Origin of the sequence: Streptomyces sp. NPDC014891, assembly GCF_043081085.1 — a bacterium.
Taxonomy (GTDB): Bacteria; Actinomycetota; Actinomycetes; order Streptomycetales; family Streptomycetaceae; genus Streptomyces.
This window is the reverse complement of the sequence record NZ_JBIBWF010000003.1, coordinates 408,906-428,084: the sequence shown is the minus strand read 5'-3', so window position 1 is coordinate 428,084 and position 19,179 is coordinate 408,906. Positions and strand designations below refer to the sequence as shown.

Genomic DNA, 19,179 nt, shown 5'->3' with positions numbered 1-19,179 from the left:
TCACGCGGTGCTCGTTCCTGTGGTGCTGGTGCTGGCGGCGGTGGCGGTGGCATGGGCGGCGGGGGTGGTGCGACGGGCGCGCGGGAACAGGGCGGCGACCTGGGCGCCGTACGTGTCGAGGCCCTCGGCGCCGCTGCCCGGCAGCCCCGTGAGGCCCGGCAGCAGATCGCCGAAGGCGTTGACCTCGCCCACGGCGAAGCGGCGCCAGCCGGCGGTCGGCAGCAGGTCGACGCCCACACAACGGGTGCCGGGGAACGCCAAGGCGGCCCGCTCGCACACGCCGAGCGCGTCCGTCCACCGCGCGCCCGCCGCGGCGATCGAGGCCCGGGCGGCGGAAAGGTCGCCCCGGGCCCCGCCCAGATGGAGATTGGTCATGGGGGAGCGGCTGGTGCGCAGCACGGCGTGGGTCGCCCGGCCGTCGACCACCACCACCCGCAGATCGGCCGCCCGGCCGCCCTGCGCGGCCTTCGGCAGCCAGCGCTCGACGTGCAGCCCGTCGGGGGCGAGGGCGTCCACGATCGCTCCGACCTCGCGCTCGCTCGTGTAGCGCCGCACCTTCAGGGAGTTGAAGAGGAGGCCGCCGGGACCGCGCTCCACCGAGGTGGTGGCGTGGACCCGTCCCGCCCCGTTCGTCTCGACCGCGAGCACCCCCGACGCGGAGGAGCCGTGGGCGAGCTTCACGAAGACCCGGCGCATCCCGGGCTCCGAGGTCAGGGCCCGGACGTCCGCCCAGCCGCGTACGGGAGACGCCGAGGGCCCGGACGTCGGCGATCCGGGCACCGGTACCCCGGCGGTGCGGAGGAGCCCGTGGCTCAGCCGCTTGTCGAACAGACCGGCCAGCTCGGCGGGGTCGTCGACGAGCGCGGCGCCCGCCGCGGCCGCGGACCGGGCGAGCTCCGCGGTGGCCGCGAGGAACCGCGCGTACCAGCGGCCGGTGCCCTCGACCCGGGCCGGATCGTCGACCTCCCGGAGCAGCCGGTCGGCCTCCGGGTCCTCGCCGGGCGAGTCCAGGCGCACGGTCTCGCCCCCGGCGAACCGCGCCGTCCCGCGCAGCACCTCGGGCCAGGACACCACCCGCGCCTCGGGCAGCCCGGCGGACCGCAGCGCGCCCTGGAGGAGCGCGACGCGGCGGCCCGCCGGGACGCCGACGACCACGAGGCGCGGGTGGCCGGTCATTCGGCGACCGCGACGTAGCGCCAGACCCGGCCGTCCTCCTCCTCGTCGCCCTCCTGCGCGTCGTCGAGGTCGACGTCCACGCCGTGCGGGGCGAGCGCGGCGAGCACCCGCTTCTGCACGGCGTCCGACAGGTAGTGGTGGGAGAGGTCGAGGCGGGCGAGGTGGGTCAGCGGCTGGCCGTCCAGGAGCGCCGCCGCGCCCTCGTCCGTCAGCACGCCCATGGACAGGTCGAGGCGCTCGAGCCGGGCGACGACCGGGGCGCCCGCCACGGCCGCGGCGACGGCGTCCTGGATCACGCTGTTGCGCAGGCCGAGCGAGCGGAGGGCGGGGAACGCCGCGCCGGAGAGCAGCGGCGCGAGGTCGTCGGCGGTGCTGTCGCCGCCGTACTCGTCGGTCCCGAGCCAGAGTTCCAGGTTCTCCAGGGCGGGCAGGTCGCTGCCCACGATCCCGCGCACGACCTCGGCCCCCAGGCCGCCGGTCTCCACGACCAGCGTCTCCAGGGCGGTGTGCTCGACCGGCGGGAACGCCAGCTCGGAGCCTCCGCGGACGCCGAACTCCCGCAGGGCCGGGTAGGCGGCGAGCAGCGGGGTCACGTCCGACTGGATGATCCAGGAGATCTCGCAGTCCTCGCCCGTCATGTCGCCGAGGAAGACGGCCTCCAGGGAGGTCAGCCGGTCGTTGGCGGCGATGAGGGCCGTGACGATGTCCGCCGAGGAGTTCTCGTAGGCCTCGTCCCAGCCGCCGACGACGAGCGCCCGCACCCGGCCGGTGTCGACCGTCTTCAGGAACCGCTCGAAGCGCGCGCCCCACTGCTCGTCGTCGCTCTCGCAGTACGTCGGCGAGGAGAGCCGCCAGGCCACCGCGGCGGCGTCGGGCAGCGCGACCCGGCCGTCCGCGTCGGTGTCCGGGAAGGGGAACACGGGCAGCCCGTGGAATTCCTCGAGGTAGTGGCCAACGGTCATGACTGGGGCTCCCGGCGACGGACGGCGTGGTGCGGCTGATGCAGAGAGTTCTACCAAGCGGCACCGACAACACCCTCCGGCGGGTCTCCGTCCCGACGGCGCGGTCCGGAGCCGGAGCGGGGAGCCGCGGGCGGCCGGTGATCGCGGGGCGTTGTCAGACCCGCCCTCTAGCGTCGTTCCCGTGTTCGGCCGCATCGGGCCGGACGGGAGGGGAGAGGCATGTACCGGCAGGGAGACGTACTGATCGCGCCCGTCGCGGAGACGGCCGTACCGGAGCGGGCGAAGGCGGCGGCGGGGGAGCCGAGGGACGGCAGGGGGCGGTTGGTCCTGGCCCTCGGCGAGGTCACCGGGCACGCCCACGCCGTCCCCGGACCCGGCCGGCTCGTCCGGGAGCCCGGGCCCTTCGGCCCCCTGCTGCTCGAACTGCCCGAGGGCGGCCGGGTGGTGCACGAGGAGCACGCCCCGATACCGCTGCCCAAGGGCTGGTACCGGGTGGTGCGCCAGCGGGAGTACGTGCCCGGGGCGTACCGGATCGTCGCGGACTGACCGAGAGAGACCTGGGGGCTTCCACATGAACCACGCCGACATCACCGACACCGGCCCGCACCGCACCACCGCACTGGACCGGTGGCGGTCCGTCGCGGCGGCCACCGGGCCGGCCGACCGCGCCGCCGCGGAGGCCGGGGTCCGGCTCGCCTACCGCACGGCGGGGCTCGCCGAGCCGGCCCGCGTGCTCTGGGCGGACTCGCCGCTCGCGGCCGTCGCGCTCGCGCGGGGCCTGAGCGGCCAGGGCCGCTCGGTCCGGGACGAGGTGCGCACCCGGCCCTGGGCCGAGGAGCGGCGCCGTCTCCACGACGCGCTCGGCCCGGCCGGCTGGGCCGCCCACTGGCAGGCGACCGGGGCCCCGCTGTGGGACCTCACGCGCGGTCTGGCCGACCGGATACGGGCCGGCGTCACGGAGGCGGCGACCGGCACCGGACCGGCGGCGCCCGCCGGTCCCGCCGGCGCGTCCGTCCGTCCGGAGCCTTCCGCGCGGGAGGCGACCGCCGTGCGGCTCGTGCTGCTCGACGCGGTGCTCGGCCAGCACGACGCGGCCTGGCTCGCCGCCTTCGACGGCCACGGCGACCGCCTCGCCGGCCTCGCCGCCGTCGCCGTGAACGCGGGCTGGTGGTGGCCGTTCGAGAACGTCGCCGTGCTCTGCGAGCGGCCCGTCGAGCTGCACCGCGACGAGGCCGGACGGCTCGACCGGGGCGACGGACCCGCGCTGGCCTTCGCCGACGGGTTCGCCCTGTACGCCTGGCGCGGGATGACCGTGCCCGCCGACTTCCTGGCCGGGCTCGCCGGCCTCACGCCCGAGCGGATACGGGCGGAGGAGAACGCCGAACTGCGGCGCGTGATGCTGGAGTACTACGGCTACGACCGCTACCTCGCCGTCTCCGGAGCCCGGCACCAGCACCGCGACGAGACCGGGGTGCTGTGGCGGATCGAGCTCGACGACGACGAGGACGTCGTGATGGTCGAGGTGGTCAACTCCACGCCCGAGCCGGACGGCAGCCACCGCACCTACTGGCTGCGGGTCCCGCCCGCGACCAGGACCGCGCGGGAGGGCGTCGCCTGGACCTTCGGGCTGCACCCCGACGCGTACGAGCCCCTCGTCCAGACCTGAGCGCGGCCCGGCCGCGGGGAACCGGGAGCGGTGGGACGGCGGTGCGCGACGCGACTGGTACGGAGAGGTGAAGGGCGCCCGCGGCCGGGAGTGGCGTGCGGGAGGGCGCGGTGGCGGGTGCTGGGATGTGCCCGCCGGAGCCCCCGGCAGCCAGCCTCGAAGGGACCGCCCGTGACGATCCGTCGGCCAAGCGCCGCCCGTACCGCCCGTCTGCTCGCCGCCACCGCCGTGCTCGGCGGCCTGCTCGCCGGCACCGCGGCGCCCGCCTTGGCCGCGGGGCCCGGGCGGACGGTTCCGCGTACCGCCCGGGTGGAGGCGCCGGCCACCGTCACCGTCTCGGGCCACGGCCGTGCGTCCGCCGCGCCCGACCTGGCGATCCTCTCCATCGGGGTCGAGGCGAGCCGGCCGACCGCCAAGGAGGCGATGGCCGCGCAGCACACGGCGGCCGAGACCCTGCTCGCCGTGCTGGACAGGCAGGGGATCGCCGAGCGGGACATCCGTACGGACAGCCTCTCGCTCTCCCCGGTCTACACGCAGAACGCCCAGGGGGAGAGCAAGGTGACCGGCTATCAGGCCGGGCAGGCCTTCTCGGTGAAGGTCCGCGAGCTGGACCGGACGGGGCAGGTCATCGGCGCCGTCAACGACGCCACGGGGGACTCGGGCCGGATCAACGGCGTCGTCTTCGACGTCGCCGATCCGTCGGCCCTGCGCGCGAAGGCACGCGAGGCGGCCTACCGGGACGCCTACGACAAGGCGGCGCAGCACGCCCGGCTCAGCGGCCACGAGCTGGGCCGGCTGGTCTCGCTCAGCGAGGGCGAGTCCGTGCGCCCGGGCCCCGGCGCCGCCCCCGGCGTCGCCCATGACGAGACGGGCGTGCCGCTGGCTCCCGGCGAGATCGAGGAGCAGGTCACGGTGTCGGCGGTCTACGAACTGGTGTGAACCGGCGGCCCGCGCCGGCGTCCGCCGGGCCGGCCGCACGAGGTCCGCTCGCCGACGCGCCCGGACCTGACGGACGCGGCCGGCCCGGACCTGCCGGACGCCGACGCCCCCGGACCCGCCGGAGGCTGCCGGACCCGCCTGACGCCGACACGGCCGGACCCGCCTGAGGCTGCCGGACCCGCCTGACGCCGCCGCGGCCGGACCCGACGGCCGACGCGCCCCGATCCGCCTGAGGCTGCCGGACCGCCTCACACGCCCGGACCCCCGCCTGGCGCGGCGGGCTCCGGCGCGGGGGCGGTCCTCCGGTCGCGGGGCTCAGGTGCCGGGGGACGCGGGGGGATCGTCATGGGGCGGCTCCTCGGGCTCCTCGGTGCCGGATCCCGCGTCGGGGAGGCCCAGCTCGCGGGTGAGGGCGGCGTCGGCCCAGCGGAGCATGGCACTGCGGGAGAGCGAGCCCGCGTACGCCGTCGTCTGGACGGCGAGGCCGTCGAGGAACGCGGTGAGCCGCCAGGCGGCGGCCGCCGGGTCCGCGCAGCGGAACTCCCCGGTCTCGGCCCCCTCCGCGATCACCCGGGTCAGCGCCGTCTTCCACTCCTTGTCGAGGGAGGCGGCGACCCGGCGGAGCTCGGGGTCGCGCAGGGAGGCCGCCCACCCCTCGATCCACAGCCGCCAGCCCTTGGCCTGGCCGGTCGGCGCGTACCAGCGGACGGCGGCGCGGAGGCGGCGCACGGCGCTGGAGCGGCGCCCGAGCAGTCGCCGCAGATGCGCGAGGTCGGCCTCGGCGGCGTGCGCGAAGGCCGCGGCGACCAGCTTCTCCTTGGAGGAGAAGTGATACAGCACCAGCGCGTTGCTCACTCCGAGTGCCGAGGCCACGTCGGCGATCCGGACGGCCGCGACCCCGCGCGCCTCGATCTGCTCGACGGCGGCCCTCAGCAGCTCCTCCCGCCGCTCGGCCACGCTCAACCGCACTCTTGCCACGTCACGCACCTTACACAGCACGTGACGCGGGCATGATCGACCCGGCGGACGGGGAGGCCGGGGTTCAGTACCAGCCGTAGCGTTCGGCGATCCGCGGCAGTCGCTCCTCCACCAGCGCGTGCGCCGCGGCGCGCGGTCCGGTGCCGGCCGCCTCCGCCCGGTCGAGGACGTCGCCGACGAGCCGCCGCATCGCGCCGCGCACCCGCGCGAACGCCTGGCCGGCGTCGGCCTCGATGTCGCCGAAGAGCGTCCACCACCACCAGGCGTTGGTGCACGAGTTCACGACCACGTCGGGCAGCACCGTGATCCCGCGGGCGGCGAGGGCCTCCTCGGCCTCGGGCAGGACCGGCATGTTCGCCGCCTCGGCGATCCAGCGGGCCGTGATCCGCCCCTGGTTCCCGGCGTCGATCGCGTACGAGACGGCCGCCGGGACCAGCACCTCCGCCTCGGCCGCGAGCCAGGCGTCCCCGGCCTCCTCCCGGTCGCCCGGCCGCAGCGCGACGCGGTCGACGGCGCCGTGGCCGTCCCGGGCGGCCAGCAGCGCCTCGACGTCCAGCCCGGCCGGGTTCACGATCGTGCCGCGGACGTCGGCCACGGCCACCACGCGCAGTCCGGCGCGGGCCAGGAAACGGGCGGTCGCCCCGCCCATCGTGCCGAGCCCCTGCACCGACACCCGGGTCCCGGCGTGGTCCCGGCCGGCCCGGTCGAGGGCGGTGAGGACCGACTCGGCGACCCCGAGACCGCCGACCAGCTCGTCGAGGCCGATGCCGTCGACCTCGATCGCGAAGGCGTCCGCGAGCCGCGCGCGGGCCGCCTCCTCGTCGTCCAGGAGCGGATACACGGCCTGCACGGAGGAGACCAGGCCCACCTCGGCCACGGCCCGGTCCACCAGGTCCTGGGTGAGGCCCAGGTCCTCCCCGGTGGTCCAGAACCGCTCGACGTAGGGCCGCATCGCCCGCAGGTAGCGCACGAGGACGCCGTACGCCTCGGGGGAGCGGGGGTCGCAGTCGATGCCGCCCTTGGCGCCGCCCAGCGGCACGTACCGGCCCTCCGGGTCGTAGTGCAGCGCCTCCTTCATGGTCATCCCCCGGGCGAGCCCGGCGACCTCCCCGGCGGTGCAGCCCTCCCGCATCCGCAGGCCGCCGCTGGCCACCCCGCGCACCAGCCGGTCGATCACCAGATGGCCCCGACGGCCGGTCACGTGGTCGGTCCAGCCGATGGAGAGCAGCGGGTCGGAACTCATCGGACATCTCCTCGTGAGGGGGGTGGGTACGCTCGTACCGACCGGTACGACCAAGCGATACTACTGAACGGCGGTTCAGTACAGTCGCCCGCCCCGACCGTTCGCCGCCCGGTCCGCCCATAATGGAACGACCCCCAGAGATCAGGAGGTCCTGTGACCGGTACCGGTTCCGACCGTTCGCCGCGGGCCCGGCTGCGCGCGCTGCGCCCCGAGTCCTTCGGCGCGGACCCCACGGGCGAGCGCCTCGCCCGTATCCACCGTTCGCCGAACTTCGCGGACGGGATCTTCCAGAACCCCGAGCCCGCCCGCCGGGGCCCCTCGGGCTCCGGCGTCGAGTTCGCCAAGATCTACTTCGACAAGGAAGCCCGCTCGCGCCGCGCCCCCACCGGCACGATCCCGGTCCACCCCACCACGGTCGCCGACCTGGCCGGCCCCCCGGCCACCGGGCTCCGCCTGACCTGGATGGGGCACTCCGGCGTCCTCGCGGAGATCGACGGCCACCGGGTGCTCTTCGACCCGGTCTGGGGCGACCGCTGCTCCCCCTTCCCCTTCGCCGGCCCCAAGCGGCTCCACCCGGTGCCCGCGCCGCTCGCCGCGCTCGGCCCGGTCGACGTCGTCGTGATCTCGCACGACCACTACGACCACCTCGACCTGCCGACGATCAAGGCGCTCGCCGCCACCGACACCGTCTTCGCCGTGCCGCTCGGCGTCGGCGCCCACCTGGAGCGCTGGGGCGTGGCGCCCTCCCGGCTGCGCGAGCTGGACTGGAACGAGTCCACCGGGATCGGCGACCTGCGGCTGACGGCCACCCCGGCCCGGCACTTCTGCGGCCGCGGCCTGCGCAACCGGCAGATGACGCTCTGGGCCTCCTGGGTCGTGGCCGGCCCCGCCCACCGGATCTTCCACAGCGGGGACACCGGGTACTTCTCCGGGTTCAAGGACATCGGCGCGGCCCACGGCCCCTTCGACGCCACCATGATCCAGATCGGTGCGTACTCGGAGTTCTGGACCGACATCCACATGACCCCCGCCGAGGGCATGCGGGCCCACCTCGACCTCCAGGGCGGAGCGCCCGCCGGGGTCATGCTGCCGATCCACTGGGGCACCTTCAACCTCGCCCCGCACCCGTGGGCCGAGCCGGGGGAGGGCACCGTCGAGGCCGCCGCCGGAGCCGCCCAGCGGATCGCCCTGCCGATCCCGGGCGAGCCCTTCGAGCCGGGCTCCGAACGGCTGCCCGACCACCCCTGGTGGCGCTCCGTCGCCCGGATCCCCTCCGGCGGCTGGGCGGCCCCGGCCCCCGCCGACGACGCCGGCACCGTCGCCGCGCCGGACGCGGACGCGGGTCCGTCCGCGGGCGGACCCGGCACGGACACCGGCCGGGGCGCGCCGGAGGCGGCGCGGACCCCCTGAGACCACGAGCGGGCCGGACGGGTCCGCACCCCGCCCGGGATTCCCGCCGGGCGGCATGTCCGCGGAGGGCGGAGGCGTGAGGACGCCTCCGCCCTCGCGCGTTCCCGCCCGTCGCCGTGACCCCCGCCCGCCCCCACGGATCTCGGCCGAATCCTCCCGGCCCGCGGGTGGGCCGGCGGTGGCGAGCCCGCCACCCACGGGTGGTTTTGCCAACTGTGCACCCCGCGTGAACGGTTGACGACTACAGTGTGTGGCCGGTGATTATCGCAGGGTGACGCGCCTGTCCCGTCGCGCACCCCTCGGACCATCTCCGCGCAGTCCCCCCGTCGTCCACCCCCGCAGCTCACCCGCAGTACAGCGATTCCTGGGCACGTACGCACCAAGGACCCCCATGTCTCAACTTCGCGCACCCGCCCCGCGGTCCGAACGACGCGAGAGCGGGCGGCACGGCCGGTCAGGCACCCGCCCCGCCCCCGGCCCCGGCGGCGGAACCTCCCCCCGGACCCCCGCCCCGCAGCCGGTGGAAACGCGGATACGCCCCTCACTCCTTCGTACATCCGTCCTGCCCGCCGTCGCGGTCGCCCTGGGCTGGGCCGCGGCCGTGCTCTTCACCCTCCGCTCCACCGGCGCCACCCCGACCCCCGGGCTCTGGGCCGCGCTCACCGGCGCCGCGGCGATCACCGTGGCCTCTGTGACGGCCGCCGCCCTGGGCGCGGACCGGGTGGCCAGGACGGTCCTCGACCGGTGCCACGCCCTGCGCCGCGCCGGCGCCCGCCACCAGGCCGAACTGCAGACCGTCGTCGACCAGCTGCGCAGGGGCGAGGAGCCGGCGCCCCGGCCGGCCCCCACGACCGGCGCCGCCTCCGGAGACGCGTTCGACCTGCTCTCCCACGAGCTGGCCCGCTCCCACGAGGTCGCCGTGGCCGCCGTCGTCCAGGCCTCCAGGCTCTCCAGCAGCGCCGGCGACGAACAGAAGGTCGAGGTCTTCGTCAACCTCGCCCGACGACTCCAGTCCCTGGTGCACCGCGAGATCCAGCTCCTCGACGAGCTGGAGAACGAGGCCGAGGACCCGAAGCTGCTCAAGGGCCTGTTCCACGTCGACCACCTCGCCACCCGCATCCGCCGGCACGCCGAGAACCTCGCCGTGCTCGGCGGCGCCGTCTCCCGCCGCCAGTGGTCCCACCCCGTCACCCTGTCCGAGGTGCTGCGCTCCTCCATCGCCGAGGTCGAGCAGTACCCGCGAGTGAAGCTCGTCCCCCCGGTCGAGGGCACACTCCGCGGCCACGCCGTGGCCGACGTCATCCACCTCCTCGCCGAACTCGTCGAGAACGCCACCCTGTTCTCCGCGCCCCACACCACCGTGCTGCTGCGCGCCCAGTACGTCACGGCCGGTCTGGCCGTCGAGGTCGAGGACCGCGGTCTCGGCATGCCCCTCACCGAGCAGAACAGGATGAACGCGCTGCTCGCCGCCCCCGACCAGGTCAGCGTCGCCCACCTGCTCCAGGACGGCCGCATCGGACTCTTCGTCGTCGCCGCCCTCGCCCGCCGCCACGGCATCGCCGTACGGCTCCAGTCCAACATCTACGGCGGCGTCCAGGCCGTGCTCGTGCTCCCGCAGGGCCTCCTCGGACCCGACCCCGACGGGCTCCCCCCGCGCGAGGGCCAGGGCGTCACGACCACCGGGCCCGCGGCGGTCCCCCCGCAGGGACGCACGGCGGAGTCCGCCCCCACGGCCGCGGAGCCCGCACCCGCGACGACCGCCCAGACCCGCACGCCGGACCCCACGACCGCCCCGGCCTCCGAGGCCGTCCCCGTGACCGCACCGGCACCGGACCCCCGCCCGGCGCCCGCGGCCCCGGACACCACGGCCTCCGCCGGAGCCGTACCCGACCCCGTGCCCTTCCCGGAGTGGACCGCCGTCCACCACGACCCGGCCACCGCCCGCGCACCGCTCACCCACCCCCGGGCCGACGAGCCGCCCCGCGGCCCGGCGGACCCGGGCCCGACGCCGGACGACCCGGCCGCGGCGGCGCACCCACCGGGCCCGCCCGCCGACCTCCTGGCACCGCTCCCGGCGTTCCCACCGGCCGCCGAGGCGGGCGGACGGCCCCTCCTCCCCAAGCGGCGCGCCCAGGAGCACCTCGTCCCGCAGCTGCGCGACGAGCCCGCCGACCGCGGCACCGAGGAGCACACCCTGCACGACCCCGGCCTGATGGCCGCCTTCCAGCGCGGCATCGGCCTCGCCGAATCCCGACCCGCCCCCCACGAGCCGCCCCCTCCGGGCGACGCGCACAAGGAGTAGACACCATGGCGAGCCACGCGCCCACCGGCCATTCCTCCGACCTCGACTGGCTGCTGGGCGGACTGGTCCAGCGCGTCCCCTACACCCGCAACGCCGTGCTGCTCTCCTCCGACGGCCTCGTGAAGTCCGTCCACGGCCTCGACCCCGACGCCGCCGACCACATGGCGGCCCTCGCCTCAGGCCTGTACTCCCTCGGCCGCAGCGCCGGCGCCCGCTTCGGCGACGGCGGCGAGGTCCGGCAGGTCGTCGTCGAACTCGACTCCACCCTGCTGTTCGTGTCCACGGCCGGCTCCGGCACCTGCCTCGCGGTCCTCGCCGGCCGCGAGGCGGACGCCGCCGTCCTCGGCTACGAGATGGCGATGCTCGTCAAGAGCGTCCGGCCCTACCTGGTCACCCCCGCCCGGCAGGCGGCCGACGCCTCGGGCGGCACCGGCCGGTGAACACGACCTCCCCCGCGGAAGGTCCCTGGCTCGACGACGCGGCCGGCCGGCTCATCCGCCCGTACACCGTCAGCGGCGGCCGGACCGAGCCGACCGCCGCACTGGACCTGCTGTCGCTGGTGATGGCGACCGGCGCGTCACCCCAGGCACACCTGGGTCCGGAGCACGGCCTGGCCCTCGGGCTCTGCTCCGGACCCACCTCGGTGGCCGAGGTCGCCGCGCACCTGCGGCTGCCCGCGGGCGTCACCAAGGTGCTGCTCGCCGACCTCGTGGCCTGCGGGGCGCTCACGGCCCGCGCCCCCCGCTTCCACACCCACCCGACCGACCGATCCCTGCTGGAGGCAGTGCTCCATGGCCTACGACAGCGGCTCTGACCGCCCCCTCCCGACCGACTCCTTCCCCACCGCGCTCAAGATCCTGGTGGCGGGCGGCTTCGGCGTGGGCAAGACCACGTTCGTGGGCGCGGTCAGCGAGATCGCGCCGCTGAGCACCGAGGAACTGCTGACCTCGGTCAGCGTCGGCACCGACAGCCTGGAGGGCGTGGAGTCCAAGACCACGACCACCGTGGCCATGGACTTCGGCCGCATCACGCTCGACGACCGCCACGTCCTGTACCTCTTCGGCAGCCCCGGCCAGGAACGCTTCTGGTTCATGTGGGACCAGCTCTCCGAGGGCGCGCTCGGCGCGGTCGTCCTGGCCGACACCCGCCGGCTCCAGGAGTGCTTCTCCGCCGTGGACTTCTTCGAGCGGCGCGGCATCCGGTTCGTCGTAGCCGTCAACGAGTTCGACGGCGCCTTCCGCTACGAGGCGGACGAGGTGAGGACCGCTCTCGACCTCGCGCCGGAGGTGCCGGTCGTCCTCTGCGACGCCCGCATGGCCAGCTCCGGCATCCAGACCCTGCTCACCCTCGTCCAGTACCTCCTCACCGCGGTCCCGGCCGCTGCGCCCCGCCACGGAGGCACGCCATGACGTACGACCCCACCGGCCACCACCCTCCTCCGCGCCCGCTCCGGGGCACCGGGAAAGGGTTCGTGACCACCAGGGAAAGTGCGGTATTGTTCTCATGCGCGTCCAGCCGGGGGAAACCCCAGGTCAGACGGGCATCGGGACGTGGCGCAGCTTGGTAGCGCACTTGACTGGGGGTCAAGGGGTCGCAGGTTCAAATCCTGTCGTCCCGACTCGAAAGAGTCGCAGATCGTAGGCCGCTTCAGAGCAATCTGAAGCGGCCTACGATGCTTTTCGGCGTCTGCGACGGGCGGCGACTCCCGCAACGGCGCTCGGGCGGCACACCGAACTGGACGGCTGTCCGATGCGCGTCTCCCGGCCGCTACGGCGGTCGGCCCGACGACCGCGCTCTAGGGGAGCACACCGTCGGCCGCCGGCAGGGCCTGCTCGGCCCAGATCGCCTTGCCTTCCGGGGTGTACCGGGTGCCCCAGTGCTCACTGAGCTGGGCCACCAGGAACAGTCCGCGGCCTCCCTCGTCCGTGGTGGTGGCGTACCGCAGGTGCGGGGCGGTACTGCTGCCGTCCCACACCTCGCAGGTCAGGGTGCGATCGTGCAACAGGCGCACGCGAACCGGCGCGGCGGCGTACCGGATGGCGTTGGTGATGAGCTCGCTGAGGATCAGCTCCGTGGTGAACGCCAGTTCCTCCAGGCCCCACTTCTCCAGTTGCCCGGCTGCGAGGCCGCGTATCGCGCCGACCTCGCTCGGATCGAACGGCACGTCCCACTCCGCGACGCGGTCGGGGCCCAGGGTTCGTGTCCGGGCGATCAGCAGCGCGATGTCGTCCGCCGGCTGGACGGGGAGCAGGGCGTCGAGCACCGCGCGGAGGCTGGCCTGCGGGTCCCGGTCGGGGTGGCTCAGGGCCGTGCGCAGCCTCTCCAGGCCCTCGGAGATGTCCCGGCTCCGCTCCTCGACGAGCCCGTCGGTGTACAGGACGAGCTGGCTGCCCTCCGCCAGCCGCAGTTCCATCGTCTCGAACGGCATGCCTCCCAGCCCGAGCGGGGGACCGGCCGGCAGTTCCGAGATCGTCGTCGTGCCGTCCGGGGCGACCACGAGCGGTGGCACGTGTCCTGCCCGTGCCATGGTGCAGTTCCGGGAGACCGGGTCGTATACGGCGTACAGACAGGTCGCGCCGAGGACGCCGCCGTCCGAGGACGTGCCGTCGCCTTCCTGGTCCATGCGCTGGACGAGGTTGTCGAGACGGGCGAGGAGTTCGTCGGGCGGCAGGTCCAGGGAGGAGAAGTTGTGCACGGCCGTGCGCAGCCGCCCCATGGTGGCCGCGGCATGCAGGCCGTGCCCGACGACGTCTCCGACGACGAGCCCGACGCGGCTGCCCGACAGCGGGATCACGTCGAACCAGTCCCCGCCCACTCCGGACTGGGCGGGCTGGTAGAAGTGAGCGGCGTCCACCGCGCTCTGCTCGGGCAGGTCCCGCGGCAGCAGGCTGCGCTGGAGCGTCACGGCGAGATTGTGCTCGCGGGTGTAGCGGCGCGCGTTGTCCATGGTGACGGCGGCTCGGCCGACGAGCTCCTCGGCCAGGGACAGGTCGTCCTCGTCGAACGGCTCCGGCTTCTGGGACCGCCAGAAGTTGACGATCCCGAGCACGACACCTCTGGCCTTCAGCGGCGCCGCGATGAGCGAGTGGATGCCGTAGTCGACGATCTGGGACGTCCGCAGGGGGTCCTGGGCGTGCCAGCCCGGCGCGTCGTGCAGATCGGGTACGAGCTCGGTCGTACCCGTGTCGTAGCCGCGGGCCTGCGGCGTGGACGGCAGGAAGTCGATCAGTGCGCCGAGCGGGTACAACGGGTGGTCGGCCCGGATGCCGCTGACGGCGGTGCGCCGCATGTCGGCGCCCGGGCCGGGCTCGTCGCCCTTCAGCACCGGGTCGGCGAGGTCGACCGTGACGAAGTCCGCGAACTGGGGAACGGCGACGTCCGCCAGCTCCTCGGCGGTGCGGACCACGTCGAGGGTGGTGCCGATGTCACCCCCGGCGTCGTACAGCAGCTTGAGGCGCTTGCGGGCCGTCTCCGCCCGGCTGCTCAGCAGCTGTATCTCGGTGGAGTCGCGGATGGTGACCGCCGAGCCCTTGGGGAGCGTGGGCCGCTGATTGACGACGAGCAGCCGGTCCCCGGCCTCCAGCACCTCGTCGGTGGCCACCCGGCCGGAGAGCAGCAGTTCCGCCATGCGGCGATCCATGCCGACCTCGTCGACAGGGCGTCCTTCGGCGTCGTCCGGCAGGCCGAGCAGCCGTCCGGCCTCGTCGTTCGCCAGGAGTAGTCGTCCTTCGCCGTCCGTGATCAGCACCCCTTCGCGGACGGAGTGGAGCACCGCGTCATGGTGCTCGTACATACGGGTCATCTCCTGCGTGCCGAGCCCGTGGGTCTGGCGGCGCAGTCTCCGGCTGATCAGCGCCGTGCCGACGGTGGCCAGAGCCAGCCCGACGGCGATGGCGAGGAGGATGACCGGAAGCTGACGGTCGGCGATGCCGGTCACGCTGTCCACGGTCAGACCCGCCGAGACCAGGGCGACGACCTCGCCCTCGGGCGAGGTGACCGGGACGATCGCCTGGATCTCCTTGCCCAGTGGCCCCTTCACGCTCTCGGTGTACACCTCGCCGGCGAGGGAGGGCCCGATCGTGCCGACGAACTGCTCGCCGATGCGGTCAGGCTGGGGGTGGCTGTAGCGGATGCCGTTCGTGTCCATCACGACGATGAAGTCCACCCCGGCGTCCTTGCGCGTCTCCTCGGCGAGGGGCTGCAGCTCCGCGGACGGGTCCGGCGAGTCGAGCGCTTCCTGCAGGCCCAGGGAGTTCGCGAAGGTCTGCGCCACGGAGACCGACCTGTTGCGGGCCTCACGGTCGATGTCGTAGCGCGACTGCAGCAGGAGGGCCAGGAGCGCCCCGGCGGCGAGCAGCACCACGATCGCCACCTGAAGGACGAAGACCTGTCCGGCGACGCTTCCGAATCTTCTGCCTAGGTTCGACCGCACGGGTACGCCGGGCACGGGAGACGAGACGGGCTCACAACCCCAGTTGTAGCACCTCCCTCGGGCCAGGGCTCCCGGTGCGCACCGTGAGCATCCGGACCGCGACAGTAGGTTCCGGGGGCGGTGGGGGGTCCGGACGCCCGAGGAGTTCGACATGGCCTTCGCCGCCGTCATGCCCTTCGTGACCCGCGCACGCGTCCGCCGCCTGCTCGACGCCGTCCACGCCCACTTCGCCGAGCAGCACTGACACACCACTCCCTCGCCCCGTCGGGAGCCGTCGCCATGCCGGTAGGGGAGTGCCCGGTGGTGGTCAGGTGTCCGCTGCCGCCCGGCGGATCGCCGTGAGGGTGCGGGTCACGTCCTCTTCGGTGGTCGACCAGTTGCTCACCGAGATCCGCATCACGCGTCTGCCCTGCCAGGTGGAGCCGCTGATCCACGCCGTGCCGTCGTCGAGCAGGCGGGCGAGGATCCGGTCGGTGCGTTCGTCGGTGCCGAACGAGGCGCAGACCTGGGTGAACGCGACCTCGTTGAGGACGGTCGCGCCCTCGATGCCGGCGATACCGGCGGCGAACGCCGAGGCATGGTGGCACAGGCGCTCGACGAGGTCGGACACGCCCGAGCGGCCGAGCGACCTGAGGGCCGCCCAGACCGTGAACGCCCTTCCGCGCCGGGACAGTTCGGGCACCTTGTCGACGGGGTCGCCGTGCTCGTGCTGAATGAGGTAGTCCCCGCGCTGGCCCATCGCCGCCCGCACCGCTGACGCGTCGCGCACGATCGCGAGGCCGCAGTCGTAGGGGACGTTCAACGTCTTGTGGGCGTCCGTCGCCCAGGAGTCCGCGTCCGCGCAGCCCGCCGTCAGGCCTGCCCGGCGCGGTGCGGCGGCCGCCCACAGGCCGAAGGCCCCGTCCACGTGGACCCAGGCGTCCGCCTCGCGCGCCGCGCGGACGCACGGCGCGAAGGGGTCGAAGGCACCGGAGTGGATGTCCCCGGCCTGAAGGACGACGATCGTGGGACTCCGGCCTCCCGCCGCCAGTACCGTCCGCAGGGCCTCGGGCTCCATCCGCCCCTGAGCGTCCGCCGCCACCGACTCGGGCCGCCCGAGACCGAGATGGCGCAGGGCCAGGTCGACGGCCATGTGCCGGGACTCCCCGGCGACGACCCGCACCCGCGGGCCGCCCGCGAGGCCGTCGCGGGCGACGTTCCGGCCGGCGGCCCTCAGCACCGTGTCCCGCGCGGCGGCGAGGCACGTGAAGTTGGCCATCGTCGCGCCCGTCGTGAAGCCGACGGCGCTCTCCGCGGGAAGGCCGAGCAGATCGAGCAGCCAGTCTCCGGCGATCTCCTCCGCCGCCGCGTACGCGGGCGACACGGTACGCATCACGGCGTTCTGGTCCCATGCGCTGACCAGCCAGTCGGCGGCGAGCGCGGCCGGTTCGGTGCCGCCGACCACGAAGCCGAAGAAGCGGCCGGCGGGGAAGGCGGTGAGACCCGGCTCACAGGCCGTGGCCAGCAGGTCGACGACCTCGGCGGGCGGGCTGGGACCGGCGGGCAGTTCGGCGCCGAGCGCGCCCACGATCTCGTCGACCGACGCGCGGGCCGGCACATCGCGGTCCGGCAGGCTCGCCAGCCACCGGACCGCATGCGCGTACGCCTGTCGGAGCGCCGCCTCGCGCGCGTCCATACCTCGGACTATGCGACCGTCGACCCCGCCCCGCAAGCCGACCGCGCGCGGACCCGCACGGGACGGGGCGCCTCCCGGCCGCGATGTCCCCGTGCGGGCTGCTGACCCGCGCCCGGGAGCTGCCCGCCCGTCGGCGGGATCAGCCGTCGCGCCCGTCGAGTTCCCAGACGTGGAGGACGTCGCGTGCCTCCGACGGCGTCGACCAGACCCCGCCCCCCAGGGCCGTCGGCTCACCGGTGACCCGCGAGGGGTACGTGATCGGGACGACGGCGCGCGCGTCCGTCGCGGCGACCAGCCAGTGACGGCCCCGCCCCCACTCCGCGTCGCACTCGACGGTCGAGGCGACCAGCGTCGTCTCGTCGAGGAAGCCGCCGGCCCAGTCCCAGCAGCGCTCCACCTCGTCCTCGTCGGCCTCCTCACCGGCGTCCGGGTGCCGGGGGATCACCTTCTCGGCGTTCCAGTCCAGGGCTTCCACGACCGCGCCCGCTGAGTCCCGTACGGCGAGGGAGTCCTGGTCGTGGGAGACGGTCATGAGCCGGTCGCCGGAGGGACTGAGGCCCAGCAGGCACTGGCCCTCGTCCAGGCGGTCCACCGTCAGTCCGCTCCCGTCCCAGCGGCCCCAGCGCAGCGGGGCGCCGTCCTGGCCCTCGCCGATGCTCAGCCCCATCTGGGCGGGATCGGTCGGGTGGGGGACGTGGATGCTGCCGGCCGCGGCCGCCCCGGCGTCCGCGCGCCCGAGCACACGGCCGCTCCCGGCGTCGACGACGAGCCACTCGTCGACCGTGTCGGGACTCGACTCGCCCCCGGGCAGCGGACCGCGGACGTGCGCCCAGACGAGCCGGCCGTCCGCGGAGAACCCGGCCGAACCGCTGTCGGGGTAGCGGTGGTCCGGCCGCTCGGCGTACGCCTCGTACGAGGCGTGCGACTCCCGGCAGGCGCCGTACCAGCAGCCGTGGCGAACCTCCCAGCGGGTCGCCCCCGACGGATCCACCGCACGCACGGCGTGCACCCCGGCGAACACGGCCAGGCCGGCGTCCGGCGCCACCTCCCAGGTCCCGCGGTGGCGGGGCCACGGTGCGGGGAAGCGGACGGACGCCCCGCGCGGGGCGAAGGAGTCGTCCAGCGGCTGGACCACGATCTCTCCGTCGTCGCGCTGGACGAGCATCCGCCGCCCCGGCGGCCCGGTGATCTCCGGCGGCCCGGCCTCCGCGGCGGGCAGGAGAGCGGGGACGGTGGCACGGAGCCGAGCACGGACGGACAAGCTGATCTCCCAGGGGCAGTCGGACTCGGGGCAGCGTACGACGCGCCTCCGACAGCGGCCGCGGCGCGGTCCGCGGTCGGGCCCCGAGCGCCGCTCGCCCGTCAGGGGGCGGGCGGGCAGGACGCGGCCGGAGCCAGCTGCGTGACCCGGCGCAGGTCCACCGCGAGAGGGCCCTCCGGGGCCTTCAGCTCCAGGACGCCGCCGCGGACCGCGCCCGGAGTGCCGCACACCGACTGCGTGTCCGTACGGATCCGGAGCACCGGGTCCTCGCGGGCCGGCCCGTACCAGGTGGTCCCCACGGCGGCGGCCAGCAGCACGGTGTGCAGCAGGACGAGGAGCCGTCCGGCGCGCAGGTCCCGCAGGGCGTCCAGGGCCTCCTCGTGGTCGAGGGCCACCGGGTCGACGGGCCCGGTCGCGGGCAGGACCCGCGGCACCCCGTGGGCGGCCCGGAGGAGCAGCCAGGCACCGGCGCCGCCCGCGGTCAGCGAAGCGGCCAGCAGGAGCCCCGCGGCGATGCCGGCCGGGCGGGCCAGCTGTCCGACGTCCGACCGCCCGGTGATCAGGGTGAAGCCGGTGAGAGCGAGCAGCAGACCGGCGAGGCCGTTCCGCCAGGCGGTGGCGGCCATCCGGACCCTGCGCAACTCGCCGTTGGGGCCGAGCTGTTCGGCGAGGAACTCGGCCCGCCGGAGGTCCGCCGCCGTGGCCGCGTGTCCCGGCCGCAGCCGTGCCCCCGGGATCGGTGGTGTGCTGCTGCCCGCGCCCGGTGGAGGTCGGCTGCCCGGGCCGCCGGGTGGCGAGGTCATCGGTGTACCTCCTCGATCATCAGGTTCCAATAGGCCCCGCATCCCGTGCGGTTGGCCGGGCGCTGCGGATGCGGCTCCTCGCAGTCGCACACCACAGTGACCAGGCCGGGCCCGGTGGTGTCCCGGCTGCGTACGGTCTCCGCGACGGCGGGCGGCGAGATCCACGCCCCGCACCGGGGGCAGGGCCCGGTGAGGCGTACGACCCCGCCGGGTCCCCGGTCCACGGCGAACGTGCGGGCCGCGGTGTCCGCGTAACCGGCCTCCGTGACGCGGAGGAACGGCAGGGACGGTCCCGCCTGGGGATGCTGTGACGGCATGGTGCTCCTCTCGTC

The 19,179-nt window shown here is 75.1% G+C and carries 17 protein-coding genes and 1 tRNA gene; 9 read left to right on the top strand and 9 right to left on the bottom strand.

Features of this window, described 5'->3' with window-relative positions:
- Together ACF09E_RS10230 and ACF09E_RS10225 are read right to left on the bottom strand one after the other, a co-directional pair.
- Positions 1-1,176, bottom strand: coding sequence for an STM4014 family protein (locus tag ACF09E_RS10230; RefSeq protein ID WP_392204740.1), 1,176 nt, complete (start codon positions 1,174-1,176; stop codon positions 1-3).
- Positions 1,173-2,138, bottom strand: coding sequence for an STM4015 family protein (locus ACF09E_RS10225; RefSeq protein WP_392204739.1), 966 nt, complete (start codon positions 2,136-2,138; stop codon positions 1,173-1,175). Before ACF09E_RS10225 ends, ACF09E_RS10230 begins: the two co-directional genes overlap by 4 nt.
- Before the next feature lie 219 nt (positions 2,139-2,357).
- Here ACF09E_RS10225 and ACF09E_RS10220 point away from each other — a divergent pair, with 219 nt between their 5' ends.
- The 3 genes from ACF09E_RS10220 (at position 2,358) to ACF09E_RS10210 (ending at position 4,743) form a co-directional block, all read left to right on the top strand.
- Positions 2,358-2,684, top strand: a complete 327-nt coding sequence (locus ACF09E_RS10220; RefSeq protein WP_388795666.1) for a hypothetical protein — start codon at positions 2,358-2,360, stop codon at positions 2,682-2,684.
- Positions 2,685-2,709: 25 nt separating this feature from the next.
- The gene (locus tag ACF09E_RS10215; RefSeq protein WP_392204738.1) at positions 2,710-3,804 is read left to right on the top strand and encodes a DUF6745 domain-containing protein; all 1,095 of its coding nucleotides are present in this window, start codon (positions 2,710-2,712) and stop codon (positions 3,802-3,804) included.
- Positions 3,805-3,975: 171 nt separating this feature from the next.
- Positions 3,976-4,743: an SIMPL domain-containing protein gene (locus ACF09E_RS10210; RefSeq protein ID WP_392204737.1), complete on the top strand. Its 768-nt coding sequence runs from the start codon at positions 3,976-3,978 to the stop codon at positions 4,741-4,743.
- Between the two features lie 315 nt (positions 4,744-5,058).
- Here the strand turns inward: ACF09E_RS10210 and ACF09E_RS10205 are convergent, their stop codons facing one another.
- Complete coding sequence (locus tag ACF09E_RS10205; RefSeq protein ID WP_392204736.1) at positions 5,059-5,721, bottom strand: TetR/AcrR family transcriptional regulator; 663 nt, start codon at positions 5,719-5,721, stop codon at positions 5,059-5,061.
- Positions 5,722-5,785: 64 nt separating this feature from the next.
- On the bottom strand, positions 5,786-6,964 hold the full coding sequence (locus ACF09E_RS10200) for a Glu/Leu/Phe/Val dehydrogenase dimerization domain-containing protein (RefSeq protein ID WP_392204735.1): 1,179 nt from the start codon (positions 6,962-6,964) through the stop codon (positions 5,786-5,788).
- A 153-nt stretch (positions 6,965-7,117) separates the two neighbouring features.
- Between ACF09E_RS10200 and ACF09E_RS10195 the strand changes: the two genes are divergently transcribed.
- From ACF09E_RS10195 to ACF09E_RS10170, 6 genes are all read left to right on the top strand, one after another.
- A complete protein-coding gene (locus ACF09E_RS10195) occupies positions 7,118-8,374 on the top strand; it encodes an MBL fold metallo-hydrolase (protein WP_392204734.1) in 1,257 nt (418 codons plus the stop codon).
- A gap of 520 nt (positions 8,375-8,894) precedes the next feature.
- Positions 8,895-10,676: an ATP-binding protein gene (locus tag ACF09E_RS10190; protein WP_392204733.1), complete on the top strand. Its 1,782-nt coding sequence runs from the start codon at positions 8,895-8,897 to the stop codon at positions 10,674-10,676.
- A gap of 5 nt (positions 10,677-10,681) precedes the next feature.
- Positions 10,682-11,116 carry a roadblock/LC7 domain-containing protein gene (locus ACF09E_RS10185; protein ID WP_392204732.1) on the top strand — a complete coding sequence of 145 codons (435 nt, stop codon included), beginning with the start codon at positions 10,682-10,684 and terminating at the stop codon, positions 11,114-11,116.
- Positions 11,113-11,490 (top strand): DUF742 domain-containing protein, encoded by a 378-nt coding sequence (locus tag ACF09E_RS10180; protein ID WP_392204731.1) that lies wholly within the window; start codon positions 11,113-11,115, stop codon positions 11,488-11,490. The genes ACF09E_RS10185 and ACF09E_RS10180 overlap by 4 nt, the downstream gene beginning before the upstream one ends.
- Positions 11,468-12,085: an ATP/GTP-binding protein gene (locus ACF09E_RS10175; protein WP_361856911.1), complete on the top strand. Its 618-nt coding sequence runs from the start codon at positions 11,468-11,470 to the stop codon at positions 12,083-12,085. Before ACF09E_RS10180 ends, ACF09E_RS10175 begins: the two co-directional genes overlap by 23 nt.
- Before the next feature lie 135 nt (positions 12,086-12,220).
- Positions 12,221-12,294: transfer RNA gene (locus ACF09E_RS10170), tRNA-Pro, on the top strand.
- Between the two features lie 177 nt (positions 12,295-12,471).
- Here the strand turns inward: ACF09E_RS10170 and ACF09E_RS10165 are convergent.
- The 5 genes from ACF09E_RS10165 to ACF09E_RS10145 all read right to left on the bottom strand — a co-directional run bounded on the left by ACF09E_RS10165 (position 12,472) and on the right by ACF09E_RS10145 (position 19,164).
- Positions 12,472-15,048, bottom strand: coding sequence for a SpoIIE family protein phosphatase (locus ACF09E_RS10165; RefSeq protein ID WP_392204730.1), 2,577 nt, complete (start codon positions 15,046-15,048; stop codon positions 12,472-12,474).
- 367 nt (positions 15,049-15,415) lie between these two features.
- Positions 15,416-16,783 (bottom strand): pyridoxal phosphate-dependent decarboxylase family protein, encoded by a 1,368-nt coding sequence (locus ACF09E_RS10160; RefSeq protein ID WP_392204729.1) that lies wholly within the window; start codon positions 16,781-16,783, stop codon positions 15,416-15,418.
- 139 nt (positions 16,784-16,922) lie between these two features.
- Complete coding sequence (locus ACF09E_RS10155; protein WP_392204728.1) at positions 16,923-18,044, bottom strand: hypothetical protein; 1,122 nt, start codon at positions 18,042-18,044, stop codon at positions 16,923-16,925.
- A 101-nt stretch (positions 18,045-18,145) separates the two neighbouring features.
- On the bottom strand, positions 18,146-18,847 hold the full coding sequence (locus ACF09E_RS10150) for a hypothetical protein (protein ID WP_392204727.1): 702 nt from the start codon (positions 18,845-18,847) through the stop codon (positions 18,146-18,148).
- Positions 18,844-19,164 carry a hypothetical protein gene (locus tag ACF09E_RS10145; protein ID WP_392204726.1) on the bottom strand — a complete coding sequence of 107 codons (321 nt, stop codon included), beginning with the start codon at positions 19,162-19,164 and terminating at the stop codon, positions 18,844-18,846. Before ACF09E_RS10145 ends, ACF09E_RS10150 begins: the two co-directional genes overlap by 4 nt.
- Positions 19,165-19,179 lie beyond the last annotated feature (15 nt).